This window comes from Aquabacter spiritensis, from assembly GCF_004346185.1.
GTDB classification, from domain to species: Bacteria; Pseudomonadota; Alphaproteobacteria; order Rhizobiales; family Xanthobacteraceae; genus Aquabacter; species Aquabacter spiritensis.
In genome coordinates this window covers 249081-274730 of record NZ_SMAI01000006.1, presented here as the reverse complement: position 1 = coordinate 274730, position 25650 = coordinate 249081, and the positions used below count along the sequence as shown (strand labels likewise).

Sequence of the window (25650 nt, the reverse complement as noted above, 5' to 3'; positions counted from 1 at the left end):
CCCAAAATCGACCGACGCCATAGCCAAAAACCGACCGGCCCCAACCCAAACAAAAACCCCGCCGAAAAATCGACGGGGTTTGTCAGCGGTCTGAGCCGCCCTTCGGGGCGGCTCTTTTCGTTTGGACCATCACATTTCGCGGAGACCGGCGTTTCGGGGCACGGGCGCTCGTATCCTGAAGCAGCGCCGCACCGGCCGGGACGTCGTCCGGCATGGGCGGGCACGGGACGAAGGGAGAGAGAGATGAGGATGTCCGACCGCCTCGCCGGCCCGATCCGCGCCGGCCTCTGCGCCAGCCTCTTCGCCGGGCCGTTCTCTGCGGCGCCGGCGGCGGCCGATGCGCGCCTGCCGGTTGGCGCCCTCGTCTTCGATGCCGACGAGGTGACGATCGCCGCCTTCGCCCGCTTCGCCCGGGCGACGGGCCGGACGACGGCGGCGGAGCAAGACGGCGGCGGTCACGAATGGGGCGCGGGCTGGGAGCGCCGGCCGGGCTGGACCTTCCGCACCCCGTTCGGCGCGCCGCCGGACAGCCCGGCTCTGCCCGCCGTCCACGTCACCTGGTACGAGGCCGACGCCTATTGCCGCTGGGCCGGCGGCCGCCTGCCGACGCGCGCGGAATGGACCGAGGCGGCCTATGTCGAGCGGCGGGCCGCGCCGCCCGCCGAATTCGTCACGGGACAGACCTATCCGTTTCCCACCGGCGCCACGCCGGACGGCGCCAATGGCAGCGGCGGGGATCCCTGGCCGCGTCTGGCCCCGGCCGGAGCGACGAAAACCGGCGTGAACGGGCTGCGCGACATGGGCGGGAATGCCTGGGAATGGCTCGCCGACCGGCAAGGCGACACCGCGCTCACCGCCGGCGGCTCCTGGTGGTACGGCCCCGACCAGATGCGCGCCGCGGCCATGCAATGGAAGCCCGCCGCCTTCGCCGCACTCTATATCGGCTTCCGCTGCGTCTATCCCCGCGCGGCGGAAAAGGCGGGGTAGGGGGCTTAACGCGGGGCGCGATGCGCTCGGGTGTCGGACATTGCGGGCGTGACCGGCGCGCGGTGTGCGACGGCATTGCTTCGTGACGAGGTCCGCCACCGCCTCGCCGGGGCCTGCTCCTGCAAGGAGGGGAGGACGCTCTCGGGCTTGCCCAGAGGCGCATTCTTCACGCGCTGCAGAACCCCGGCGGCGCAGCCAGCCCACCGCCGTGACAAAGGCCGGAAACCCAGCTTCGGCAGCCCAGAAAATGGTCTCGGATCAATCACGAGCGCCAAAGGAGGACCGGTAAAGCGCACCGCGGGAAGACCGCAGTGAGGGGCGGGCCGGCCGTTTGGCGGACACGTTGGATTCTACGCCGCTGCTTTCGCCGTCGCCACCCAACCATCGAAAGTCCCCTTGTTCTGCGAAATCCACTCGTCTGCCATGCGGTTCACATTCGTGCTGTTTGCGCCGTTTTTGTTGATGTTGAACTCCCAATCAGACCAGGTCTCGAGGGGGAACTTGATCTGCTCGATCAGCGCCTTGATGGCCGGGTTAGCTGCGATAAACCGCTTGTTGGCAACAGAAGCCCAGTTCCAGGACGCCATAGCCATGCGGCAGGGATCGGCGCCGCCCGCGCATCCTGCCACGCCGGGCACCAGAGCCGAGCCGCGGTTTGGCACATTCGGCGGCAACGCATCTTCCGGCGTGGGGAGCCAGACGACATCCTCGCCCGGGATCAGCGCACTGTTCACCCAAGAGGGACTCCAGGCGTAGAAGAACGCCGGCTCGCCGCGCTTCACCCGTGCGACCGCCTCGACCATGAGAGTTTCGTATTTGCCGCGCACGGAGCGGACGGTGTGCTTGAGGCCGAATTGGTCGAGCTGAAAATCCACGACATCGCCGCAACTCCAGCCGGGATCACAATTGATCAGATCGGCGCGGCCGTCCTTGCCGAAAAGCGTGGCGAGCCTCGGATCTTTCATCTGGGCCAGGCTTGTGATGCCGTAGGCGGTCGCTGTTTTCCTGTCGATGAGATACCCGTTGATTCCGCCGCCGAGGATCATTCCCGTACCTATGATCTCCGCATGCGTCTCGACCGCCCGAAAGGCGGGCATGCGCTGCGGCATGTTGATGTCGGTCGCGAGATCGAGATCGCCTTGTGAAACGGCCTGAAAGAACAGCGTCGTATTGAGGGTCGACATCTTCACCCGGTAGCCGAGGCTCCGGATTGCCCGGCTGATGATCTGAGAGGTGACGTAATTGGCGCCGAGGCTGTCACCCTGGGCGTAGCGGACGGTCCTGCTCTTTCCCGGCAATGATTGTGCGAAGACAGGTCCCTGCAAGATGACGGCGCCGAGAGCGGCCATCGCGATTTTTCTGACGAAATGCTTTGCCCTTAGGCTGATCATCGCATTCCCCACGGGGTTTGGTGTTTCCGGTGCCGCAGCCTTCGACCGGCGGTTTAAACTCGGTACGATGGCTTCAAGCCGCCTGACGGTTCTCCTCCGCTTCGGTCTGCGCGGCAATCGCCTCGCGCCGACCACCGCGCATGAGGCGCATCAGCACTTGAACCAGCGCTGTGCGCTGGCCGCGCTGCGGCTCGGCGAGTTTCTGGGTGATGCGGTCGAGCATCATGGCGAGCAGGACGATGGCGATGCCGCCCACCGCAGCCCGGCCGACATCCAGTCGTCCGAGGCCCTGCAACACGACGAGGCCGAGACCTTCGGCGCCGATCATCGCGACGACAACCGACATCACCATCGCGGTGAGGACTGTCTGGTTCAGGCCACCCAGAATGGTGGGTATCGCAAGCGGCAACTGGATTTCCCACAACAACTGACGTGGATCGGCTCCAAATGCCAGTCCGGCCTCGACGATCTCGTGCTCAACCATGCGGATGCCGAGATTGGTGAACCGGATCAAAGGTGGGGCCGCCGCGGTGACGACCGCGACCTCTCCCGGCACACTGCCGACGCCGAACAGCATCACCACAGGCACCAGGTAAACGAGGGTCGGCGTCGCCTGCATGATGTCCAGGATCGGGCGAACGATGTTCCAGGTCCGGTCGCTGCGCGCGCAGAGAATGCCGATCGGAATGCCGATCACCGCGCAGAATACGATCGCCGTGACGATGAGCGACAAGGTCGTCATCGCCTCGGCCCAAACGCCGAGCATGGCAATCACGATCTGCGATACGACGCTGAACGCGGCAACACCCACGCCCGCGCTGCGCCACGCGACGAGACCGACGATCAAGACCATGGCTGGAAACGGGATCGATTGCAGCACCCAGTCGCTGAGGCCCAGCAGAGCTTCGATCGGCGATTTTATCGCCTGAAACAGCGGCCTCAGGTTGAGGGCCAGCCAGCGCACTCCCTCCTGTATCCACTGTTCGATCGGGAAGATCGCCAGATCGTCGGCCCTGATCATGACTTTGCTCCCGACGCCGGCAGATGGGCGATGCGGGCGAGAATCTGCTCGGCACCGATGACGCCGACCAATCGACCCGCATCATCAATGACGCCGACGGTGTGATCGGCGCGATAGCTGCGCGCCACCTCGACGAGTTTGGCCGCCTCGGGCACGCAGACATAGGAGCCGCGCCGTGCCGACAGTTCACCCGTTTCTCGCAGCAGGCTGATTTCTCTGCCGGCCAAGCCCGCGACGACGCGTTCACACGCGTCCAGCAGAAAACCGCCTCCATCGCCCCCGACCACGGTTCCTGCCGGTCCGCGCCAGAGCACCGCGGGCGCCTTCATTACCGAACGCGCATCGAACAGCCGTCCCCGGTCGATCTCGCGTGTAAATGCGGCGACATAGTCGCTGCCCGGCTCGAGCACGATCGATTGGGGCGTGCCTTCGCGCACGATCCGGCCCTCCGACATGATCGCGATCCGGCTGCCGAGCTTCAGCGCCTCCTGGAAGTCGTGGGTGATGAACAGGATGGTCTTGTTGAATGTGCGCTGAAGGCGCAGCAACTCGTCCTGCATTTCCGTGCGGATCAGCGGGTCGAGCCCGCTGAACGGCTCGTCCATGATCAGGATGTCGGCATCGGTCGCCAGCGCCCGGGCGAGACCCACGCGCTGGCGCATGCCACCGGAAAGCTCGTGTGGCATGTGATGGCCCCAGCGCCCGAGCCCGACGAGGGACAATAGCTCCTCCGCCCGGCGACGGCGTTGCGCGGGGGGAATGCCGCGCAGTTTCAGGCCGAACTCCACATTGTCGATGACCCGCTTGTTGGGCAGCAGCGCAAAGTGCTGGAACACCATCGACATGCGGGTTCGCCGGACCTCGCGCAGCGCCTTCTCGTCGAGCGCCAGAACAGCTTCCCCATCCAGCAAGACCCGCCCGGCGCTGGGCTCGTTCAGCCGGTTGATGCAGCGCGCCAACGTCGACTTGCCGGATCCGGACAGGCCCATGACCATGTACATCACGCCCCCCGGCACGGTGAGAGAAACATCGTTCAGTCCGACCACCTGACCGAGCTTTGCAAAGACAAAATCTTTTGTTCCACCGTCGCGCAGCATCCGCAGAGCGTCAGACGGGTACTTTCCGAAGACCTTGTAGAGGTTTTCGATACGCAGCCGTTCGCTCACCGCGGGTCCCCTCCGGGTTGTCGTTCGGGGTTGAAGCCTTTGTACGTTTTTCGGGAAAGCCACGCCATCAGCGCAGCGGCGAAAAGTCGGTTGGCTTCAGCATCTCGTGAAGTCGAATCTCTGGCATGAAACAGCCGAGGCGATGGCCGATCCTGTCACGCTCCACCCGCGGCGGGAGGGGATGCCGCAACCGCGCGCTCGCGGGCGGCGAAATGCGGCATCACCTCTTCGATGAACAGCCTCAGAGTCCGGATCTGCAATTCGAACGGCAAGTTGAAGGACAGGCCGAGGCAGAACTGATCGACGCCGGCGGCCTCGTACACCTCGATCTTGGGAATGACCTCATCCGGCGTGCCGAAGACCAGGTTGTCGCGGATCGCCGGGGGATCGTACTTGCCATGATCGGCCATGGTCTTGAACGGCACGGCTTCGGGAAAGCCATTTGTCACCGTTCCGCTGTTCTGCATCAGGTTCTCGAAATAGCGCCCGTGGTCGACAATATAGCTGACGGCCTTTTCCCAGTCCTGGCTGCGGTCGTAGATGCAGGTGCGCCGCTGCATCATGAATTTCGGCCGCAGCCGTTCCGGGTGGGCGGCGCAGGCTGTGCGGAACCTCTCCGCCAGCACGCCGATTTCGGCCACCGGAGCAGAGAGCGGCGTTGACAGGATGTTGGCGCCGATCCCGACCGCCCAGTCGAAGCTTCCGGGATCGCGGGCCGCGACCCAGAGGGGCGGATGCGGCTTTTGCAGCGGCTTCGGCACCGAGGTGGCGAGTGGGAACCGCCAGTAATGCCCGTTATGCGCATAGTCGCCGGACCAGAGCTTCAGCACCGCCGGCAGGATCTCGCGCATGAAGTGGGTGCCCTCGCGTGGGGTTGTACCGCCGGTCATGCGGTCAAATTCATAGGGGTAGGCGCCACGCGCGATGCCGAACTCAAGCCTTCCGCCGGTGAGATGGTCGCAGAGCGCCGCCTCGCCAGCGAGCCGGATGGGGTTCCAGAACGGCGCGACAAGCGCCGCCGTACCGAGCCGGATCCGGTCAGTATGCTGAGCGAGCCGGACCAGAACCTGGAGAGGATTTGGTGAGATCGTGCTTTCGATGGTGTGGTGCTCGGCGGTCCATAGCGTCTCGAAACCGCCTTCATCGGCCATGACGGCCATCGTTCGCATGTGAGCCATGACGTCCTGCATGGAATTCGCAGGCGAAAACCGCTCCATATTCATGAAGAGAGCGAACTTCATGTGAATGGGCTCCGTACAGAGATGCGGGAGAGCGCGTCAGCGATCGCGGGGGAAGCGGCCTTTCAAGCGCGATAAAGCGCGCATCACCTCGAAGCCGCCGCGGAGGCCATGACGCCGATGGGAAGGAGGCCGATGGCCAGCCACCGGCAGACTTGATCTATCGCGGCAGATTCTTCGGGCGCTGGTGCCAGTCTGCCGATCCTCTCGAGTATCACCAAAGGAGAAGGCTAGGATGTCGGCTGCCCCGAGCGCTTCCTATGAACCGGAGTAAAGCGCGTCATCATTTTCATCCTAACGGCGTCTGAATGGCGCTTCCGTCAATCACTCCGTGCATCTTCAGGGCGAGTTCAAGAGCAAAGCGGCGGTCGGGCGTATCCGCATTGATCCCGAATAATTCCTCTATCCGCGCCAGCCGGTAGCGCAGCGTGGTGACGTGTAGGCCCATCGCGTCGGCGCAAGGCTGGCTGCGGCACCCCGCCCGCAGATAGGCGGCCAGGGTTTCGAGATAGGGTGTGCCCTGCGCGCGATCGTGGGCGACAACCATTCCAATGCTGCCGTCGACGAAGGCGCGCACCTCGGCCGAGTCCGATGCGCCGATCAGCATCGGCAGGGGGCCGAAATCCAGAGCCGATACGACGCCGCTTCGGCGGAAGCTGCGGGCGATCCGCACCATGCGCCAGGCCCGCTCCCATTCCCCGGAATAGTCCTCGATCCCAAGACAGATGCCGCCGATCACGGCGATGGGGTCCCCATTGAAGACATGGCGCAGGCTCTCCGCCAGCCGCTGCGCGAAGCGCTCAAGCCGATCGCGGTTGTCGCCGGCCTGCTCCGGGAGGAGGCAGACGAGACCTGTACCGATCGCGATGACGTGGCTGCTCAGCCCATGCTGGCGCGCCAGCCGCAGGACGCTCTGATGCGCATCGAGCGAGGCGTCCCGCTCCCCGCTGGCGGCGCCGGGAAAGTCGATGACCAGCATGCGCAGCGGCCGCGAGAGCGGCAGGCCGAGACGGCGCGCCCGCCGAGCGATATCCGCCGGATCGCGCCAGCGTCGCTCGACAATTTCGAAGAAAAGCTCCGTCAGGGTGCGCGCCTCGAAGCGGAACTGGATGACGCTGCGCATCATCTGGACGCTCAACGCGAATTTCGCGCTCTCCAGCATAAGCTTGTGAAGATCGCCCCCGCGCTCTTCATCGAGGAGAACAAGCGCGCCGACAGTCTGCCCGTCGACACTCAACGGTTCGATTGCGGCGGTGAGCTTAAGTCCCCCGCCAGCATGATTCAGGTCGAGGGTGATCTGTTTGGTCTCGCCACGCCCAGCGGCCTGTCTCACGGCCGCAACGACGCTGTCGGCATGCCCCGCAGCGAGAAGATCACGCCACCCTTTTTCGTCTAGGATCAGCGGGATCGGGGAACCGGCGGCGACCAGCCCGTTTTCCCCGAAATCGACTACCAGAACCGCGCAATACAATAATTCCTGAAGTCGTGCCGCCAATTGTTCGGTCGAACCTCCCGACAGCACCACCTCCAGCAGGCCACCCTGTGCATGCAGCGCCCGGCGCTGTTCGTCCGCGGCACGGCGCTCGGCCAGCATGCGATACTCCCGCTCAACCGCGATCGCCCCCAGGTGGACAATCATGCCCATGAAAGCGAGATCGTCTGACGGCAAGGGCTTGAGGGCACGCGAAATGAGACTGAGAACCATCGGGCGGCCGTCCGCATCCACGCTCGTGAGCGGCATCACCAGAACCGAGTGATAATCGCGCTCGTAGGCTTCGCGTCGATATCCGGGGAATGCGTCGGTGGCGCGGGCGTCAGGAATATAGACCGGCTCTCCTGTCTGCAGCGCGATAAGGGCCGGGCTCGTCGCCAGTTCCCAGCGGTCTTCGAGCGGACGTTTCAGCAGGCTCGGATCATAACGGACGAAGACGTGAGCGTAGCCCTGCGCCGCATCCACCGCCATGATCGATCCCATGCTCCAGCCGCCGTGGTCGCATGCAGCCTTGACGAGATCGAACAACAATCCGGGGAGATCGACACCGGAATTGATCCGGCTCGCAACCGCCCGGAGCGAATGCATTTGTGAAATCGTACTCGGCATCGAGCCTCGTCCTGTCTTGCTCTTGCCCAGGATGCCAGCATGAGGGGCGGCATACTTCCTAGCAAGCGGAGGAAGACATCCCGGCGACCGTAGGTAGCATTGCGAGCTTGAATCGTTTCGATTGGGGCGCGGCATGCAGATCGGGCGGCTTAAATCGTCGTGTCCATCGAAAAGGCGATGTTTGAGGGGCAGCAAGGTAGCTCCGCGACGTGTCCCGAAAAGATAAGCCGCCCCTCTTGCCACGATCCTCAATGCCACGCCTGGGGGCCATCCGGGCAGATCACTTGATGGGGGCGCAGGATGGACATGATAGCGAGCTGTCCTCTACCCGATAAAAATATCTACGTCTTCGGCCCCTACCGGCTTGCACCCAATCGGCAGCTTCTATCGCGTAATGGTTTGCCGGTGCGGCTGGGCGGCAGGGCGCTCGATATTCTCATACGGCTTGTCCAGCGGGCCGGTGAGATCATCAGCAAGAACGAGTTGATCGCATTCGTTTGGCCCAACACGTTCGTCCATGAGGACAACCTCAAGGTAAATGTCTCTGCATTGCGGCGTGCACTCGGGGCAGGGGCCGCCAGCGCTTACATCGCGACCATAGCCGGTCGCGGCTATCGATTTGTCGCTCCGGTAACAATCGAGCCGACCGAGCATGCATCTTCGTCATGGCCGGCCTCGGCTTATGCACAAACGCTCCCCAAGGCTCCGCTCACGATCGGCCGCGATGGCGACATCTCGCGCATAGCCGGCCGACTTGCCGGCGCTCGCTGTGTGACGATCGTCGGGTCTGGTGGCATAGGTAAAACGAGCGTCGCAATTGCCGTCGGCCACCGTGTCCGCAACTATTCCGACGGGGTATTGTTCGTCGATCTGTCGACCGTCGGCGACCCGCAAAATGCGCCGGCTGCCATCGCGGCAGCTCTAGATGCCGAACAAAATTCTTTCCGTGAAATCATCGACTGCCTCAAAGGCCGAAACGTGCTTTTGATCTTTGATGGCTGCGAGCATTTGTTGCCCACGATGACCACCATAGCTGATCATCTGCTGGACGCCCTGCCCATGCTCAGCCTTCTCGCCACCAGTCGGGAACCGCTGAGGGCGAGATCAGAACTGGTACACCGGCTGCCCACCCTCGAAACGCCTTGGACAAAGCCGGACATTACAGCGCGAGAAGCGCTCGATTTCGGCGCGGTTCAATTGTTCATCGCGCGCGCGCAGGAACATGGATTCTACGTCCTGGACGATCGAGACGCGCCGCTCGTTTCGTCTATTTGTCGACGCCTCGACGGCATCCCGCTCGCCATCAATTTGGCCGCCAGCAAGGTGAGAGTTTTCGGCATTCCGACGCTCGCGGCTATGCTGGGGCAAAGATTTCTTTTGATCAATGGAGAGCGAACGGCGCCTATGCGGCAGCAAACATTGTTTTCGACGCTCGACTGGAGTTATCGGCTGCTATCGGATGCAGAGGCGGCTCTGTTTCGAATACTCGCAGTATTTGCGGGTGTCTTTCACCTCCAAGACGCGGTCGTTATGGCGGAAATTGCCGAGCTTGATGCGTCGCAGACCATAGATGCTCTTGAAAGACTGACCCAGAGATCAATTGTTTGCGCGGAATACAGAGGCGGAGCGCTTAACTATCGGTTGCTTGAAACCACGCGCGAATACGCGACGAAACAGCTTGCGGATGTGGGCGAGCAGGACCGCGCGGTGAAGCATCACGCGCGGCACATTCTTTCGCCGTTCAAAAGGCCGACCGAGGATTGCATGGCGTGAAAAACACGATGGCATGCCCACGCTGTCCTCTCACCCCCGGGCAGCCGGACCTGCGGGCTCCACGCCGTCGCGGATAAGGCACGGCACACGCTGGCGCCTCGGGAGCCATCATGCCTCACCGCGGCGTTCGAGCTGGCCGCGCAACAAAGCGTTCTCCCGCTCCAAGTCAGAGACACGCGCGCGAAGCGGTGCAAATGCGTCGGCGATCTGGCGCTCGGTGTAGCGCGGCGTGATATGTTGCGGGCAGTTCCAGTCGAACGCTTCCAGGCGCAACCGGAAAATCCGCTCCGGTTTCGCCCCATATTCCTTGTCTGTAGCCCGGTCGGTCAGCGGCGGGTCCGACTCGAGCCCCAGCTTTTCGACGCGCCCATAGATCTTGAGACGCGCGCGCCGAGGATAATCCACCAGGATGAGGCAGGCCCGGTCATTCGCAATCAGATTGCCCGTGCTGATGTACTGCCGATTACCGCGATAATCGATGAACGCGAGCGTGCGATCATCGATCATCTTGAGGAAGCCAGCAGGTCCCCCGCGGTGCTGAACATACGGCCAGCCGGATTCGGAGGCCGTGGCGATATAGAAGCTGTCACGCTCGGCGATGAAGGCCGCCTCGTCCGCCGTAAAGCGCGTGAATTCACGATGCCCCTTATATTGGGTCCACAGATGGTCCGCGTGCATTTCCTTCTGTGCAGCAAGGACACTCGGCGTCAGCGCGATGTCCATGAATCCGTGACCCATTCTTCTGCTCCCCTATCGGCTTCTGCGAGGGAGCGGGCGTCGCGGACATGGACGACGAAGCAATATCTTTCGTCGGCCTGCCCGCAACGCACGCGAAAGCCGCCAGACGCATGGCGTCCGCCGGCGCCCGGATATGCTACACCGCCTTCTTTACCGCTTCCTGGGCTCTCTGATAGCTCTCCATCACCGCTGCATAGTTGGGCGCGACGAGACCGTAGAGCTGGGCGAGGCTGGCCGCCTCGGGACGCGCCCAGGTGCGGTGAAGTTCCGACAGGAGCGCATTGGTTGAGGTGGGCTTGACGCCGCCCTGCACGAAGCGGGCGAGCGATGTGCGAGACACCATTTCACTGGGATCTCCCGACGCATCGATCACCGCAAAGACATCATAACCGGCAACGCGCGCATCGAGCGCGGGAAACATCACGCAAACACTGGTCCAGACGCCGGCCATGACGAGTGTCTTTCGGCCTGTCGATTCGACGTGGGCCACGAAGTCGGCATTGTCCCATGCGTTCACTTCGCCTTTACGTGGGACATACACCGCGTGAGGGGCGTACTGGTGAATTTCCGGCATGAGCGGGCCATTGCTGCCGGAGGGTTCAGAGGCGGTCGTGACCACCGGAATGTTCAGCAGCGTGCACAGTTTGGCGATCATTTCCACGTTGCGCCGCAGGTCGGCAACCGGGATATCCTTGACCGTTTGAAACAGCCCGGATTGATGATCGAGCAAAAGGACCAGAGTGTCGGAAGGGTCCATGAGCGCCGCGCCACCACCCGTCGGGAGCACGCTCGATTTGTTGGACGATGAAGGTGCCATGGTCAGTCTCCTGGATTTTCAATTATCTAAAACGGGGTTGTCTATTTGGCTGCTCCCGCAGCATTCTCGATGAAATCGCTGACGTCCTGGGGGTAGGCGAGCATGACCGCATGGCTGCTCTTAATCTCGACCAGCGATGCGCCGATTCGTTCTGCCATCCGGCGCTGCGCGCTCGGTGGAATCATCAGATCGCCCGCGGCGAGCATGTAAAACGTTGGCTTCGTTTTCCAACCGACACGACCGACGGGCGCTGTGACGGCGCCGAGGCCCCAAGGCACCTGTGCAGCAGCCATAAAGCGGGTCGTCTCTGCAGAGACGTCTGCGGCGAATGCGGCGGGGAACTTGGCCGGGTCGACGATCAGGTAGCCATCCTGCGGCGGCAAGAGGGGCGCCTTGGCCTCGCCTGGCGCAGTCGGCTGTTCGGCCAGCGAGGCGACTGACTCGCCGGCGTCCGGCGCGAAGGCTGCAATGTAGACGATCGCCTTGACCTTTGGATTGTCGCCCGCCTCGGTCACGACGGCGCCGCCATAGCTGTGACCGACGAGGATGACCGGATATTGGGCCATGGCGATCACGCGCTCGGTGGCAGCGACATCGCCTTCCAGGGTGATGGTCGGATTCTGGACAACCAGGACATCGTAGCCCCGGCTTGTCAGGATATCGTGGACCATCTTCCACCCCGACCCATCGACGAAAGCACCGTGCACGAGGACGATCGAAACCGCTGCGCCGCCGGCTTGGGCGACCGTCCTCGTTGCAAGACCGGATTTGATGTCAGTCATGAATGCCGTCCCTTATTGGCCATGTTCGGTCGGGGATAACGGTCGCCACCCTGAGCGATAGGTACCTGAACTGCGCGTCGGGGCTGAGTTAAGCGAGGTAAAACGATGTTGGCCGCCCTGGCGCGCGATGTGCCCGGCTTCGCGCGGGAAATGCAGTGACCGCGATGGGCCTCCAACGTTCGGGATGTGCCGCTGGCACGTTGGGATGATGAAACACCACCAATGACCACGTCGGCCGGAATGCGGCCTCCGGATATCCCCCGTAATGCTCCGAACCTGGCGCGGATTTTACCTTTCTTAACTCGTCAATTCCGTTCCGGTAGGTCACGCTATCTTCGGAAAATAGATATTGATCTCAGGTATAATGAAATAACGATCGTGTATGATTTGATCATTTTGTGTTCGAATACGATATCTCATCTCGGAATGGCGAAATGTTTGAGTCCATCGAACCCAGCGGGATAGCGCAATGAAACCGTATCTGCTGGCCCTCGGCGCCGGTCTCGTCGTGGGCATCGTCTACAGCCTGCTCAATGTACGATCGCCGGCGCCGCCTGTGATCGCGTTGATCGGCCTGCTCGGCATTCTGGCCGGCGAGCAGATCGTTCCGATCGCCAAGCGGCTGATCGGCGGCGAGGCCTTGAGCCTTGGCTGGCTGAAGCACGAATGCGGCGAACATGTCTTTGGTGCCCTTCCAGCGCGCGCCGACGACAAGGCCGTTTCCCGCGACGGGGGCACATCGGCATGAACCCGGCCGGCCGGCCGGCCACGCTCGGCGGATGTGCCGGCGCGCTAAGCGCTGTGTTGGGTGCAGGCGCCCCCGCCCAGACCTTTCGATTCGGAGTCCGCGCATGACCGCCGACCTCATTCTCGTCAACGGCCGCTTCACGACGCTGGATCGGAGCAACCCCAATCCCGAGGCGGTGGCCATTGCCGATGGCCGCTTCCTTGACGTCGGCACGCGCGCCGAGATGCAGGCGCTCGCCGGCCCCACGACGCGGACGCTCGATCTTGGCGGCCGCCGCGCCGTGCCCGGCCTGATCGACAGCCACATGCACATCATCCGCGGCGGTCTGAACTACAACATGGAGTTGCGCTGGGACGGCGTTCGCTCGCTCGCGCGCGCCATGGAGATGCTGCGGAAGCAGGTCGCCGTAACACCCCCGCCGCAATGGGTGCGTGTCGTCGGCGGCTTCACGGAGCATCAGTTCGCCGAAAAGCGCCTGCCCACGCTCGACGAGATCAACGCGATCGCGCCCGAGACGCCCGTCTTCATTCTGCACCTCTACGACCGCGCCTTGCTGAACGGCGCCGCGCTGCGCGCTGCCGGCTACACGAAGGACACGCCCAACCCGCCCGGCGGCGAGATCATCAGGGACAATGACGGCAGTCCGACCGGACTGCTGCTGGCCAAGCCCAACGCGACGATCCTCTATGCGACGCTTGCCAAGGGGCCAAGGCTCCCGCCCGAATATCAGCTCAACTCGACGCGCCACTTCATGCGCGAGATGAACCGGCTCGGCGTGACCAGCATCATCGATGCCGGTGGCGGCTATCAGAACTATCCCGACGACTACGCCATCATCGAGAAGTTGCATGCCGACGGCGAGCTGACGCTGCGGCTTGCCTATAACCTCTTCACCCAGAAGCCGAAGAACGAACTGGCAGATTTCGCGGGCTGGGCCAAACAGGTCAAACCAGGACAGGGCGACGACCTTTACCGCCACAACGGCGCCGGCGAGATGCTGGTCTACTCCGCCGCCGATTTCGAGGACTTCAAGGTGGAGCGGCCCGAGATGCCGCCGTCGATGGAGAGCGACCTCGAGCCCGTCGTGCGCCTGCTTGCCGAGCAGCGCTGGCCCTGGCGTCTGCATGCGACCTATGACGAGACCATCACCCGCGCGCTCAACGTGTTCGAGAGGGTCAATCGCGATGTGCCGCTGGAGGGGCTGCACTGGTTCTTCGACCATTGCGAGACCATCAGCGACCGCAATATCGACAGAATCGCGGCGCTCGGCGGCGGCATTGCCGTTCAGCATCGCATGGCGTTTCAGGGCGAGGATTTCGTCGAGCGCTACGGCGCCCGGGCGGCCGAACGCAGCCCGCCGGTCGCCCGCATGCTGGAAGCCGGCGTGAAGGTCGGTGCGGGTACCGACGCAACCCGCGTCGCCAGCTACAACCCCTGGGTCTCGCTCGCCTGGCTGGTCACCGGCAAGACACTCGGTGGCCTGAGGCTCTATCCGCAGCGAAATTTGCTCGACCGGGAGACGGCGCTCCGGCTCTGGACCCACGCCAACACTTGGTTCTCGACAGAAGACGGCAAGAAAGGCCAGATCGCGGCCGGTCAGTTGGCCGACCTTGTGGTTCTCGACCGCGACTACATGAACGTGCCGGAGGACGAGATCCAGGACGTCGAGAGCGTGCTGACGCTGCTCGGCGGGAAGGTCGTGTTCGGCGCGGGCGACTATGCCCGATTAAGCCCGCCGCTGCCGCCCGCCATGCCGGACTGGTCGCCTGTGCGGACCTTCGGCGGCTACCAGAAGCGCGCGACCGTCGACGACCGAAAATACGCCCTCATGTCGGGGTGCGGCTGCGACAGCGCATGCGGCGTCCATGGTCATCGCCACGCGGCAGCGCTGCGCGCTTCGGCGCCAACCCGGGACGAGGGCGCCTTCTGGGGCGCGCTCGGCTGCTCCTGCTGGGCATTTTGAGATGGCGCACGCTTCGGCCCCCACCCTGCCCATTCGAACGCATGGAGAAAGATCATGACGCAACTGTCTCGCCGCGCCTTCGCAGGCGGTCTTCCGCTCGGCCTTTTCGGGGGCGGTCTGCTGGGGAGTGGTCTCATCGGAGGCGGGCTTCTGCCGCTGATCACCGGCACGCCCGGCTTGGCGGCGTCCCCTGCGGTCGCCAATGTAACGCCCCTCGCGCAGATTAAAGTCGGCCGGTTCACGGTGACCGCACTCACCGACGGCTATGCGGACATGCCGTACACCTACTTCCCCGGCCGAACCGCCGCCCAGGTGGAACAGGCCGCGGTGGCGCAGTTCGTGGCACGGCCGAGTGGCGTGCGCTTCTTGTTCAACCAGTTTCTGATCGAGGATGGTGACCGCAAGATCCTGCTCGATACCGGGCCCGCTGGCTCGATCGGCCAGACGGGCGCGTTGCCGAAGGCGCTCGCTGCGGTCGGCCTGCGCCGCGACCAGATCGACGCGGTGATCGTGACGCACATGCACCAAGACCATTTGGGCGGTCTGGTTGTCGGCGGGCAGGCCAACTATCCCAATGCGGATGTGTTTATCGACCGCCGCGACATCGCCTATTGGACCGATCCGGCGAAGCGCAGCGGTGCCCCCGACTATCTCCAGCCCAGCTTTCAGATGTCGGCGGAGGTCGTGCGGCTGTATCCGCGCCTGCAAGCGATCGACGGCCAACGCGAGATCGCGCGCGGCATCTCCATCGTCGACCTCACCGGCCACACGCCCGGCCACATCGGCGTAAGGATCGCGGATTCAGGTCAGAGCCTCATCATGGTGTCGGACATGGTGTTCCCGGTGGTGCATCCGGGCGCGACCGATGTGGGCTTTCTGTTCGAGCAGGACCGCCTGGCAGCGAAGACGATGCGTGACCGCTTTTTCCCGCTTGCCGCTTCAGAAGGCGCGCTGATCGCCTCAACCCATATGGCCTTCCCCGGGCTCGGCCGCATCGTCTCCGACCGGGGACAGTTGGGCTGGCAGGTCGCGGATTGGGCCTTGCAGACCTGATGAGCAACGCGGCTCTGCCTTCATCCTTGATATGGTGGATGACGGCAGGGCCTTGGCCAGACAGTCCATGGCGGCCGGGACCTAAAACGCGCCTCCATTCCGGTGGGCAACCTCAATGTCGGCGCCGCCGCGCGGTGAGCCTGCCCCCGATGTTGGACCGGCCTGGTGGCCGCCTCCAGGGGGCAATGAAGCGCTCCCCATTTCTAGGCCAACCGGACCTGGAAAATTCCGGGGTAATGAAGAGCTCCGTAGGAGCGGCGGCGAACGGCGTTCGCACTTTTCTACGGAAGTGGCGCACCCGGCACGATTCGAACGTGCGACCTTTGCCTTCGGAGGGCAACGCTCTATCCAGCTGAGCTACGGGTGCGTGTTTCTGATCCTCGTCTACCTCATCGTTCGCCCGCTGACAATCGCAGCCGCGCAGGGATGGACAAGCGGGCGGTGCGTGTCGGCATTCCGGCATGACCCGTGCCGGGATTTGCAGCCTGTGGTCGTAGCGCGCGGTCCCCTGGCGGCCCGTCCGTGTTCGCCCCTTGCGCGCGATGATCGGCCGCGCCGGGACCTTCGCGCGATCGGGGCCGGCAGCCCGCGCCGCCATGTCGGGAGGCCATGCGAGATTTTGCCCCGGCCGATCCGATGCCGGCTCCCATGCGCCGTCGCCAGACGGAGCGATCCAAAGGTGGGGCGGGCGCGTACAGAGACGCCTCAACCCTCGGCGAAGCGACATGACACGAATTGCGATCTCCTATGTCAGCACCGGCCTCGTCTTCCTGGCGCTCGACGCGGTCTGGCTGACGGTGATGGGGCGGGTGCTCTATCTCCCTGCGCTGGGACCCATGCTGCAGCAGCCGTTCAATATGGCGCCGGCGGTGCTGTTCTATCTGATCTACGTGGCGGGCATCGTGTTCTTCGCGGTCGAGCCCGCCGCCCAGTCCGGACAATGGAGCACCGCTCTGCTGCGCGGCGCCGTGCTCGGCTTCGTCGCCTATGCCACCTACGACCTCACAAATCAGGCGACGCTGAAGGGGTGGCCCGTTCTGGTCACCATGGCCGATCTCGCCTGGGGAACACTCGTCACGGGGGCGTCGGCGCTGCTCGGCCACGTTCTTTCGGGAGTGATCCTGGGATGGCTGGGCCGTTAAGGCTTATGCCGATCGATGCATTCCACTTCGATCGGCCTATGCATCCGCGGGCAAGGAGACGGAGACGGGGTCACCGATAAGCCATTCAGGGTGATTGGATCGGGTCTCATCGGGTCGGCCGCGCGGCCTGCCCGCCACGCCGTCGTGGCCCGATCGCGCCCGGCTGGCCCTGGCCCGCTTTTCGAGCCCCGGTCCGGTCGTCGTGTCACGCGGGGAGGGGCATCGCGATCCCGCGGGCTGAACCGCGCCGGTCGAGACCATGGGCCACCGGGGGCGCGGTGTCCCGTCGAGGCTGCACGCTCAACGGGTGCGTGCTGGTCGTTTATTACCATCAAGCTTAAGTTTCGAAGGGATTCAAGCGCAAGCAGATCTGAGAAATGTAAGAAAGTGTAAGATACGTGTATGAATATATCGATGTTTTCAGGCTGGCGAGGGTGATATACTAGAAACGCGTGGTCTGCGCGAGCGCGAGGGGCGTTCGGGCGACAGCGGGGTCTGTGCCGAGACATGGTCGAAGCGAGACGGGATTGACGCTGGAAGATTGTTGAAGCTGAGACATTGGTGACGGCAGCGATTTGGGGGCAGGCCGACGGCGTCGGCGCGCGAGATGTCACCGCGCATGTCGCCATGGCTTGAGCGGGGGATAGGTTCATGAATGTTTCGACCGCTGGAATCCGGACGGGTGCGCTCCTCGGGGTCCAGGATCCCGCATTGCTACGGGATGAGCTTCTTCCCGAAATCTTCGTGGCGACGGCGCGCCGGGTTCCTGACCACACGGCGATCGTCTTCGGGACCGAACGCGTCACCTATGCCGAACTCGATGCGCGCGCCGACCGGGTGGCGCGGGCGCTGCGGACGCGCGGTGTCCGGCCGGGACAGTTCGTCGGCCTGTGGATGTCGCGCTCGCTCGACCTGCACGTGGCGCTGCTCGGAATCCTCAAGAGCGGCGCCGCCTATATTCCCTTCGACATGGATGCGCCGCCCGAGCGGATCGGCGAATGCCTGCAGGACTGCGAGGCGCAGGTCGTCATCATCGACGCCACCACCGCCGGCAAGCTCGACCGCCCGCTGCCGGCGGCGGCGGTGGCCTGCCAGGCGCTTCTCGCCGAGGGCGGGGAGGGCGGGCCGCTCGACCTGCGCGCGGATGGCGTGACGCCGGCCGATCCGGCCTACGCCATCTACACGTCGGGCTCGACCGGCAAGCCCAAGGGCATCGTCATCGAGCACCGCAACATCTGCCACTGCCTGCGCTCGACCAATGCGGTCTACGGCATGACCGGGGACGACGTGGTCTTCCAGGGCGCCTCGGTCGCCTTCGACCTGTCGCTGGAGGAGATCTTCATCCCCTATCTCGTGGGGGCGACGCTCTGGGTCGCCTCGTCGCGCGTGCTGGGCGAGGTGGAGAAGCTTCCGGCCCTGATGGCAGGGGCCGGCATTTCGGTGCTCGATACGGTGCCGACCCTTCTGGCGATGATGCCGCAGGACGTGCCTTCGCTGCGCATCATCATCCTGGGCGGCGAAGCCTGCCCGCCCTCGGTCAAGCAGCGCTGGTGCCGACCCGGCCGCGCGGTCTTCAATTCCTACGGCCCGACCGAAGCCACCGTCGTCGCGACGGTGGACGAGGTCACCGTGGATGGTCCCGTGACCATCGGCGTGCCGATTCCGAACTATACCTGCTATGTCGTGGACGAGCAGATGCAGCTCCTGCCGCCAGGCGTTGAGGGCGAACTCCTGATCGGCGGCCCGGGCGTCGCGCGCGGCTATCTCAAGCGGCCCGAGCTGACCGCGGAAAAGTTCATCGCCAATCCCTTCGGGGCCGCTGCCGGCGATCCGGTGCTCTATCGATCCGGCGATGCGGTGAGCCTCACCGAGGACGGACGGATCCTGTTCCACGGCCGGATCGACGATCAGGTGAAGCTGCGCGGCTTCCGCATGGAGCTGGGCGAGATCGAGGCGCGCCTGTCGGACCTGCCGGGCATCGCCCAGGCGACCGTGGTGCTGCGGCGGGACGACGGCATCGACCGGCTGGTCGCCTTCGTCGTGCCGGACGCCGGAAAGTCGCTGGACCGGCCGCAGATCCGCGCCGCGCTGAAGGCGACCCTGCCGCCTTACATGGTGCCCTCGCATTTCGAGGAGATGGCGGTTCTGCCGCGCCTCACCTCCGGCAAGGCCGACCGCAAGACGTTGAAGGTGGCGCCTTTGAGCGCGCCGAGCGAGGCCGAGCAGCAGGAAGAGCCCGAGACCGCCACCGAAGCGGCGCTGCTCGCGGCGGCCAAGCCCCTGTTCCCGGGGCAGGCCATCCCGTTCGACGCGGACTTCTTCGCCGATCTCGGCGGCCACTCGCTCCTCGCCGCCACCTTCCTCGCGACCGTGCGCGCCAATCCCGACCTGCCCAGCATCACGCTCGAAGACCTCTACAGCCTCCGGACGCTGCGCGCGATCGCCGCCCAGCTCGACGAGCGCGAAAGGATCAGCGGTCCGCGCAAGCGCCTCGATCTCTCCTTCACACCGCCGCCTCTGCTGCGGCGCGTCCTCTGCGGCGCGGCGCAACTGGTCTGCATGCCGCTCCTGCTGCTGGCGCTGACCGGCCCGTGGCTGACCATCTACGTGACCTACCAGATGATCACGGCGGATGAGACGATCCACTGGTACGAAGTGATCCAGCTGATGGGCGTCTACATGCTGGTGACGCTGGGCATCAGCATTCTCGGCATCGTCGGCAAGCGCCTTGTCCTGTGGCGCGCGACGCCCGGACGCTATCCGCTGTGGGGCTTCTATTTCTTCCGCTGGTGGCTCGCCCGCCAATTGGTGGAATTCACCCATCTCGGGCTGATGCAGGGCACCCCCCTCGCAGCCTCGACCATGCGCCTGTTGGGCGCGAAGGTGGGCAAGCGCGTCACCATCAGCGGCCTGCATGCCGGCGCCATCGACCTTATGGAGATCGGCGACGACGTCACCATCGGGGCCAAGGTAAGCATCGGCAACGCCGAAGTGATCGGCAACGAATTGGTCATCGGACGGGTGGTGATCGGCAAGGACGCCTATATCGGCACGTCCTGCGCCCTGGCCCACGATACCGTGGTGGAGGAGGGCGCCGAGCTGGCCGACCTCACCGCACTGCTGCCCGGCACGCGCGTACCGGCCTATGAGGTGTGGGACGGTTCGCCCGCCGCGAAGGCGGGCACGGTGGATCCGTCCACCTGGCCCGATTATGCGCCCGAACCGTCCGCCTCCGTGCAGGCGCTGCACACGCTCTATTACGGCTTCTTGCTGATCGCCATGCCGGCGATCAGCCTGCTGCCCATCTTTCCGGCCTTCTACGTCTTCGACCGGTATGACGACCTGTTCCAGCAGATCACGGGCTTCCAATGGTACCTGCCCATCCTGGCCTGGCCGACCGCCATGATCATGATGTTCGGCACGGTGATGCTGGTGACGGCGATCCGCTGGATCGTGCTGCCCCGCGCCCCCGCCGGTACCTGTTCGATCTATTCCGGCTTCTATATCCGCAAATGGACCGTGGCGCTCGCCGCCGAAGTGATGCTGGAAAGCCTCTCTTCGCTGTTCTCCACCATCTATATGCGCTCCTGGTATCGCATGATGGGGGCGAAGATCGGCCGCGAAACGGAGATCGCCACCAATTTTGCCGGCCGGTACGACACCATCGTGGTCGGCGAAAAGTGCTTTGTCGCGGATGAGGTGACGCTTGGTGACGAGGACGTGCGGCGCGGCTGGATGACCACCAAGATGGTGCGCGTCGGCAATCAGGCCTTCATCGGCAACGATTCCGTCCTTCCGCCCGGTGCCTGTATCCCCGACGGCGCCCTCATCGGAATCAAGTCCAAACCGCCGGCGAACGAGCCCATGCTGCCCGGCGAGACCCGCTTCGGCAGCCCGCCGATCCGTCTGCCCGGCCGCCAGCGCTTCGACACTGCGGACGTGAACCAGACCTTCCGTCCGCCGCTGTGGCGGCGCGCGCTGCGGGCGGTCTTCGAGCTGTTCGCGGCGTCCCTGCCGACCATGCTTTTCATCCTGGTCGGCACCGTGGCGGCGGACTATGTGCTGTTCCCCGCGCTCGAGGCGGCGGAAAGCTGGGGTGAATTTCTGCCCACCTTCATCGCCGTCTGCGTCGCCTGCTCCTTTGTCCTCGCAGGGGTGGTCCTGGCCATCAAATGGCTGCTCATGGGAACCTACAAGCCCGGCAATCACGGCCTCTATTCCTGGCGGGCGCTGCGCACCGAGGCCATGACGACGCTCTATTGGGGCACTGCCGGTCGGATCCTGCTCGATTCGTTCCGCGGCACGCCCATGCTGCCCTGGGCGCTCCGCCTGTTCGGCGCCAAGATCGGCAAAGGGGTGTTCATGGACAGCACCGACATCACCGAATTCGACTGCGTGCGGATCGGCGATTATGCGGCGATCAACGCCACGTCCAATCTTCAGACCCATCTGTTCGAGGATCGGGTTATGAAGATCGGCGAGATCGACATCGGCACCGGGGTCTCCATCGGCGCCCTGACGACTGTTCTATACGACACCAAGGTCGGGGCCTTCTCCGAACTCGGGGTGCTCACCATCGTCATGAAGGGCGAGGCGATCCCCCCGCATACCCGCTGGACCGGCGCACCCGCTCAGCCGCTCGCTCAGTGAGACGCCGCCCACACCGGCCGGAGCCGCGCCGATGACGACCTCGCCTGGCGCCCCGCCAGGCGCCCCCACCGGCACGCCGGACGCCTCCGCGCCGGCCGGCGGCGCGCGCGCCGGCACCCTGTCGCTCGCCGCGCTCTCCTGCCTGGTCGTCGGATCCATGGTCGGTGGCGGCATCTTCTCCTTGCCGCAGGCCTTCGGCGAGGCGACCGGGATCCTCGGCGCGCTGATCGCCTGGGCGATCGCCGGCACCGGCATGCTGATGTTGGTCTTCGTGTTCCAGACCCTGGCGCAGCGCCGGCCCGATATCGATGCCGGGATCTACGCCTATGCCCTCGTCGGGTTCGGCGCCTATGCCGGCTTCATCGCGGCGCTCAGCTATTGGGCCAGCGCATTTCTCGGCAATGTCGCGTTTCTCGTCCTCGTCATGTCGACGCTGGGCGCCTTCCTGCCCGCCTTCGGCGCGGGTGACACGGTGCCGGCTCTGATCGGCGCCTCGGCCCTGTTGTGGGGTTTTCACGTCATGCTGCTGCGCGGCGTGAAGGAGGCGGCGGCGATCAACACCATCGTCACCCTCGCCAAGCTGCTGCCCTTGGCTCTGTTTCTGGTCATCGTCCTGGTCGCGCTGCGCGGCGACCTGATGGCCCAGAATTTTCTCGGCGGAGAGCGCGTCGCGCCCCAGGACATTCTGGAGCAGGTGCGCCGGACCATGCTCATCGTCGTGTTCGTCTTTTTGGGCATCGAGGGGGCCAGCGTCTATTCCCGGCTGGCCCGGCGGCGCGAGGATGTCGGCCGGGCGACGGTGATCGGCTTCCTCGGCGTGCTCGCTCTGTTCGTGCTCGTCACCGTCCTGTCCTACGGCATCCTGCCCCGGGCCGAGCTGGCGGCGCTGCACGACCCCTCGGTCGCGGGAGTCCTCGCGGCGATCATCGGCGAGACCGGGCGCGTCTTCATCAGCCTCGGCGTCCTCATCTCGGTGCTCGGCGCCTTCCTCGCCTGGTCCCTGCTCGCGGCGGAAGTCCTGTCGGCGGCGGCGCGTCACGGCGTCATGCCGGCCTTCCTCGGGCGCATGAATGCGGCCGGCGCGCCCTCCGCCGCCATCTGGCTCACAACCGTCACGGCGCAATTTTTCCTGCTTCTGACACTGTTCGCGGAATCCGCCTTCCGCTTCTTCGTCGAACTCACCAGCGTCACGGCCCTCATCCCCTATCTGTTCGTGGCCGCCTACGGATTGAAACTCGCCTGGACCGGCGAGACCTATCGGGACGAACGGCGCGAGAAGCGGCGCGACCTTCTGGTCGGCGTGCTCGCGACGATCAGCGCCGCGGGCATGATCTATGCGGGCGGGATCAAGATGCTGCTGCTCTCCTGCATCATCTTCGCGCCGGGGACCGTGCTGTTCGTCGCCATGGGGCGGGGGCGGCGGCTCGGCCTGTTTTCAGTTGCGGAAGCGGCGGCGGCCGCCGCGATCCTGCTGTGCGCGTTGGTCGCCGGCTGGGCGCTCGCCGTGGGGGCGATCACGTTGTGACGCCGCCGGCCGAAGGCGCTTCGGTGCCGCCGATCGATCTCTATGTGACGGCCACCGCGGCGCTCGCGCCGGACGCGGAGGCGGGCTTCGCCGCGCTCCTGGACCAAGAGGAGCGGCAGCGCGCCGCGCGCCTGCCCGGCGGGGCGCGGCGCGACTTCTCCGTCGCGCACGGCCTCTGTCGCCTCGCTTTGACGCGGGCGCATGCCGCCGTCGCTCCCGCCGCGTGGCGGTTTCGCATCGGACGCCATGGCAAGCCCGCGCCCGAAGCCCCGGCCGACCTGCATTTTAGCCTGACCCATGCCGCGGGCCTCGTCGCCGTGGCGGTGGCGTGGGGACGGGAGGTGGGCGTGGACGCGGAGGCCCTTGTGCCGGCGCTCGCTACGGTCCAGACCGCCGAGGTCTTCTGTACGCCCGTCGAGCTGGCGGCGCTTTGCGCCGGCGATGCCGCCGCCCGCACCGAGACCTTCTTCGCACTCTGGACGCTCAAGGAAAGCCTTATCAAAGCCACTGGGGAGGGCCTGTCGCGGCCCCCGCAGACGATTGCGTGCGGCCTCCACCCGCTCCGCATCCTCGGATTCGACGCGCCCGGCACCTGGCGGAGCTGGACCGCTGAGATCCCGGCGGTCGGGCGGTTGGCCGTGTCGGCAGCGGCGGCGGGGATGCTGCGCGTCTACCGGGTCGCGACGCCCTCCGATTTGGCAGGCTCCGGCCCGCCGCCGCTCGATGCCGAATTCATCGAGGTGCCGTTCGCGCGCCGGGGACCTTGATCGAAACGACGAAGCCCGGCGGGGTCCCCGGGCCGGCGGCCGATGCTCTCCGTGCGCCGAAGGCGATAGAAGCTGCCGTTGACCCCAAGAAATCCATGCACCTTGCGATCGGCTCCACCACTTCGCGCAGAAGATCGGTGCGCGAGGCCACGGCGGAAAGAATTGCGTCCGCACCGCTGACATCTGCGTCGCCACCTTCTTATATACAAAGAGGAGTTAGGATGATGGCGACTGCTCCTGGCGAAAGGGCCGGCGGCAACCGGCGTCCGCGCCGAACCTGCGTTCAAGCCGAACCGACGCCGACCCCGAGCGACGCTGAAGCCCGGCTCCGCCGGGCCGACGCATTTGCCGCGCGCCGGCAGAACGGACCGACCGTTGATCGACCTCACGATTCGCCACACGACGACCTACCGCTTCCACCGTCCGGTCCGCTTCGGTCCGCACCGTCTGATGCTGCGGCCCCGCGAGAGCCGCGAATTGCGGGTGGTGTCGAGCCACGTCACCGTCACGCCGCCGGCGACCGTGACCTGGGCGCACGACGTTTTCGGCAATGCGGTGGCGACAGCCAATTTCCACGCCGACGGCAACCGTCTGGTGATCGAGAGCCAGGCGCAGATCCAGCTCGATGCGGCGGCCTGGCCGGTGTTCGACATCGCCGCCTCCGCCGCTTCGTTTCCGTTCCGCTATTCCGATGCGGACTGGACCGATCTCGGGGCGTTGGCGGCACAGCAATATCAGGATGAGGCCGGCCGGCTGCGCGCCTGGGCGCAGGGCTATGTCCGCAGCGTGCCGACCGACACTTTGTCCCTGCTGAAGGATCTGAGCACCGGCGTGTCCCAGACCATCAGCTACCAGAGCCGGGACGAGGACGGCACGCAAGGTCCGCTCGAGACCCTCGATCGCGGCTGGGGATCGTGCCGGGACTTCGCGGTCCTGTTCGCCGAGGCGACGCGCAGCCTGGGCTTCGGCGCCCGGATCGTCTCGGGCTATCTCTACAATCCGAACGACATGCTGACGGGCAGCGCGGGCGGCGGCTCCACCCATGCCTGGGCGGAGGTGTTCGTTCCGGGTGCGGGCTGGATCGCCTTCGACCCCACCAACCGCAGCGTCGGCGGGCTCAACCTGATCCCGGTCGCCGTGGTGCGGGACATCCGGCAGGCGATCCCGGTGGCCGGCAGCTTCGTCGGCGACAGCTGGGCGTTCCAGGATATGACGGTCGACGTCCGCGTCACCTCCTGACCGGACCAGGGCAGACGACCTCGACGGATCCGGGAGGCGGGAGCTTCTGCGCAAGAGCCGGGGCGGCACGTGGTTCGAAGCAGATCGGCCGCCGTCGACGACGCGGCTGTTGGCCGTTCAGGCGCGCTCTGCCGCTCCGGGGGCGCCGCCGTCCACGGAATTGTCCGCATTGATGCGGCCGTAGAGGTCGAGAAGGTACTGGAGATCGGCGGCGAACAGGTTTTCGATGATGTGCGTGTTCACAAACTCGATCGATCCGAGTTTCATGACGACACGCGAGAGAACAATTACCATTAAATAAGTCGGATCATTTTGAACGCGATGGTCTTTAAGCGGCAATATTTCGTCCGCAGGGGTGGCCCGCCGCATGATTCCGGTGCGATGAAGGGTGCCGTCGGCATCGCGATAGCCGAGCGGCAGGGTGAAGGGGAACTCGGTTTTGATCTGCATGACGCCCTCCGCTTCCTGTCCGGCAGTGTAGAGCGACATGCGAATTATTCAATTGTAGCGGCTTTCATTTCTACTGAAGCGCGTGTGTCCTCGGGTCCT

The 25650-nt window shown here is 65.0% G+C and carries 19 protein-coding genes and 1 tRNA gene; 10 read left to right on the top strand and 10 right to left on the bottom strand.

Annotated features, from left to right (window positions below; translation table 11 throughout):
* Positions 1 to 243: 243 nt before the first annotated feature.
* Positions 244 to 987, top strand: coding sequence for a formylglycine-generating enzyme family protein (locus tag EDC64_RS12075; protein WP_165933736.1), 744 nt, complete (start codon positions 244 to 246; stop codon positions 985 to 987).
* Between the two features lie 350 nt (positions 988 to 1337).
* Here EDC64_RS12075 and proX read toward each other — a convergent pair whose 3' ends face one another.
* The 5 genes from proX to EDC64_RS12050 all read right to left on the bottom strand — a co-directional run bounded on the left by proX (position 1338) and on the right by EDC64_RS12050 (position 7904).
* Complete coding sequence (gene proX, locus EDC64_RS12070) at positions 1338 to 2378, bottom strand: glycine betaine/L-proline ABC transporter substrate-binding protein ProX (RefSeq protein WP_245504668.1); 1041 nt, start codon at positions 2376 to 2378, stop codon at positions 1338 to 1340.
* 73 nt (positions 2379 to 2451) lie between these two features.
* Positions 2452 to 3399 carry an ABC transporter permease gene (locus EDC64_RS12065; RefSeq protein WP_132031593.1) on the bottom strand — a complete coding sequence of 316 codons (948 nt, stop codon included), beginning with the start codon at positions 3397 to 3399 and terminating at the stop codon, positions 2452 to 2454.
* The gene (locus EDC64_RS12060) at positions 3396 to 4565 is read right to left on the bottom strand and encodes a quaternary amine ABC transporter ATP-binding protein (RefSeq protein WP_132031591.1); all 1170 of its coding nucleotides are present in this window, start codon (positions 4563 to 4565) and stop codon (positions 3396 to 3398) included. Before EDC64_RS12060 ends, EDC64_RS12065 begins: the two co-directional genes overlap by 4 nt.
* Positions 4566 to 4720: 155 nt before the next feature.
* Positions 4721 to 5806, bottom strand: coding sequence for an LLM class flavin-dependent oxidoreductase (locus tag EDC64_RS12055; RefSeq protein WP_132031589.1), 1086 nt, complete (start codon positions 5804 to 5806; stop codon positions 4721 to 4723).
* Between the two features lie 286 nt (positions 5807 to 6092).
* A complete protein-coding gene (locus EDC64_RS12050) occupies positions 6093 to 7904 on the bottom strand; it encodes a helix-turn-helix domain-containing protein (RefSeq protein WP_132031587.1) in 1812 nt (603 codons plus the stop codon).
* Between the two features lie 300 nt (positions 7905 to 8204).
* On the opposite strand from EDC64_RS12050, the gene EDC64_RS12045 reads away from it, so the two are divergent.
* Complete coding sequence (locus tag EDC64_RS12045) at positions 8205 to 9677, top strand: ATP-binding protein (protein WP_132031585.1); 1473 nt, start codon at positions 8205 to 8207, stop codon at positions 9675 to 9677.
* Between the two features lie 108 nt (positions 9678 to 9785).
* On the opposite strand, the gene EDC64_RS12040 is transcribed toward EDC64_RS12045, so the two are convergent.
* The 3 genes from EDC64_RS12040 to EDC64_RS12030 form a co-directional block, all read right to left on the bottom strand.
* Positions 9786 to 10415 carry a pyridoxamine 5'-phosphate oxidase family protein gene (locus tag EDC64_RS12040; protein WP_132031583.1) on the bottom strand — a complete coding sequence of 210 codons (630 nt, stop codon included), beginning with the start codon at positions 10413 to 10415 and terminating at the stop codon, positions 9786 to 9788.
* A 136-nt stretch (positions 10416 to 10551) separates the two neighbouring features.
* Positions 10552 to 11232, bottom strand: a complete 681-nt coding sequence (locus EDC64_RS12035; protein WP_132031581.1) for an isochorismatase family protein — start codon at positions 11230 to 11232, stop codon at positions 10552 to 10554.
* A gap of 41 nt (positions 11233 to 11273) precedes the next feature.
* Positions 11274 to 12014, bottom strand: coding sequence for an alpha/beta fold hydrolase (locus EDC64_RS12030; protein ID WP_132031579.1), 741 nt, complete (start codon positions 12012 to 12014; stop codon positions 11274 to 11276).
* 469 nt (positions 12015 to 12483) lie between these two features.
* Between EDC64_RS12030 and EDC64_RS12025 the strand changes: the two genes are divergently transcribed.
* From EDC64_RS12025 to EDC64_RS12015, 3 genes are all read left to right on the top strand, one after another.
* Positions 12484 to 12762: a XapX domain-containing protein gene (locus EDC64_RS12025; protein ID WP_132031577.1), complete on the top strand. Its 279-nt coding sequence runs from the start codon at positions 12484 to 12486 to the stop codon at positions 12760 to 12762.
* Between the two features lie 103 nt (positions 12763 to 12865).
* Positions 12866 to 14725 (top strand): amidohydrolase, encoded by a 1860-nt coding sequence (locus tag EDC64_RS12020; RefSeq protein WP_132031575.1) that lies wholly within the window; start codon positions 12866 to 12868, stop codon positions 14723 to 14725.
* 54 nt (positions 14726 to 14779) lie between these two features.
* Positions 14780 to 15778 carry an MBL fold metallo-hydrolase gene (locus tag EDC64_RS12015; RefSeq protein ID WP_132031573.1) on the top strand — a complete coding sequence of 333 codons (999 nt, stop codon included), beginning with the start codon at positions 14780 to 14782 and terminating at the stop codon, positions 15776 to 15778.
* Positions 15779 to 16068: 290 nt separating this feature from the next.
* Here EDC64_RS12015 and EDC64_RS12010 read toward each other — a convergent pair.
* A tRNA-Arg gene (locus tag EDC64_RS12010) sits at positions 16069 to 16145 on the bottom strand.
* Between the two features lie 358 nt (positions 16146 to 16503).
* Here EDC64_RS12010 and EDC64_RS12005 point away from each other — a divergent pair.
* The 5 genes from EDC64_RS12005 (at position 16504) to EDC64_RS11985 (ending at position 25101) form a co-directional block, all read left to right on the top strand.
* Positions 16504 to 16920 carry a DUF2177 family protein gene (locus tag EDC64_RS12005; protein WP_132031571.1) on the top strand — a complete coding sequence of 139 codons (417 nt, stop codon included), beginning with the start codon at positions 16504 to 16506 and terminating at the stop codon, positions 16918 to 16920.
* Positions 16921 to 17571: 651 nt separating this feature from the next.
* Positions 17572 to 21570 (top strand): Pls/PosA family non-ribosomal peptide synthetase, encoded by a 3999-nt coding sequence (locus tag EDC64_RS12000; protein ID WP_132031569.1) that lies wholly within the window; start codon positions 17572 to 17574, stop codon positions 21568 to 21570.
* Positions 21571 to 21601: 31 nt separating this feature from the next.
* Positions 21602 to 23095, top strand: coding sequence for a basic amino acid/polyamine antiporter (locus EDC64_RS11995; RefSeq protein WP_132031567.1), 1494 nt, complete (start codon positions 21602 to 21604; stop codon positions 23093 to 23095).
* A 23-nt stretch (positions 23096 to 23118) separates the two neighbouring features.
* A complete protein-coding gene (locus EDC64_RS11990) occupies positions 23119 to 23862 on the top strand; it encodes a 4'-phosphopantetheinyl transferase family protein (RefSeq protein WP_165933735.1) in 744 nt (247 codons plus the stop codon).
* Positions 23863 to 24237: 375 nt separating this feature from the next.
* Entirely contained in the window at positions 24238 to 25101 is an 864-nt protein-coding gene (locus EDC64_RS11985) for a transglutaminase family protein (protein WP_132031563.1), read from the top strand.
* Positions 25102 to 25218: 117 nt separating this feature from the next.
* Here EDC64_RS11985 and EDC64_RS11980 read toward each other — a convergent pair whose 3' ends face one another.
* Positions 25219 to 25590: a hypothetical protein gene (locus tag EDC64_RS11980; protein ID WP_132031561.1), complete on the bottom strand. Its 372-nt coding sequence runs from the start codon at positions 25588 to 25590 to the stop codon at positions 25219 to 25221.
* Positions 25591 to 25650 lie beyond the last annotated feature (60 nt).

Bases quoted from the DNA above. Each gene is read 5' to 3' on its own strand.
- EDC64_RS12030 (WP_132031579.1), bottom strand. From the start codon at position 12,014: ATGACTGACATCAAATCCGGTCTTGCAACGAGGACGGTCGCCCAAGCC.
- EDC64_RS12045 (WP_132031585.1), top strand. From the start codon at position 8,205: ATGGACATGATAGCGAGCTGTCCTCTACCCGATAAAAATATCTACGTC.
- EDC64_RS12015 (WP_132031573.1), top strand. From the start codon at position 14,780: ATGACGCAACTGTCTCGCCGCGCCTTCGCAGGCGGTCTTCCGCTCGGC.
- EDC64_RS11995 (WP_132031567.1), top strand. From the start codon at position 21,602: ATGACGACCTCGCCTGGCGCCCCGCCAGGCGCCCCCACCGGCACGCCG.
- EDC64_RS12055 (WP_132031589.1), bottom strand. From the start codon at position 5,806: ATGAAGTTCGCTCTCTTCATGAATATGGAGCGGTTTTCGCCTGCGAAT.
- EDC64_RS12075 (WP_165933736.1), top strand. From the start codon at position 244: ATGAGGATGTCCGACCGCCTCGCCGGCCCGATCCGCGCCGGCCTCTGC.
- EDC64_RS12005 (WP_132031571.1), top strand. From the start codon at position 16,504: ATGACACGAATTGCGATCTCCTATGTCAGCACCGGCCTCGTCTTCCTG.
- EDC64_RS12000 (WP_132031569.1), top strand. From the start codon at position 17,572: ATGAATGTTTCGACCGCTGGAATCCGGACGGGTGCGCTCCTCGGGGTC.
- proX (WP_245504668.1), bottom strand. From the start codon at position 2,378: ATGATCAGCCTAAGGGCAAAGCATTTCGTCAGAAAAATCGCGATGGCC.
- EDC64_RS12065 (WP_132031593.1), bottom strand. From the start codon at position 3,399: ATGATCAGGGCCGACGATCTGGCGATCTTCCCGATCGAACAGTGGATA.
- EDC64_RS12035 (WP_132031581.1), bottom strand. From the start codon at position 11,232: ATGGCACCTTCATCGTCCAACAAATCGAGCGTGCTCCCGACGGGTGGT.
- EDC64_RS11980 (WP_132031561.1), bottom strand. From the start codon at position 25,590: ATGTCGCTCTACACTGCCGGACAGGAAGCGGAGGGCGTCATGCAGATC.
- EDC64_RS12050 (WP_132031587.1), bottom strand. From the start codon at position 7,904: ATGCCGAGTACGATTTCACAAATGCATTCGCTCCGGGCGGTTGCGAGC.
- EDC64_RS12020 (WP_132031575.1), top strand. From the start codon at position 12,866: ATGACCGCCGACCTCATTCTCGTCAACGGCCGCTTCACGACGCTGGAT.
- EDC64_RS12025 (WP_132031577.1), top strand. From the start codon at position 12,484: ATGAAACCGTATCTGCTGGCCCTCGGCGCCGGTCTCGTCGTGGGCATC.
- EDC64_RS12040 (WP_132031583.1), bottom strand. From the start codon at position 10,415: ATGGGTCACGGATTCATGGACATCGCGCTGACGCCGAGTGTCCTTGCT.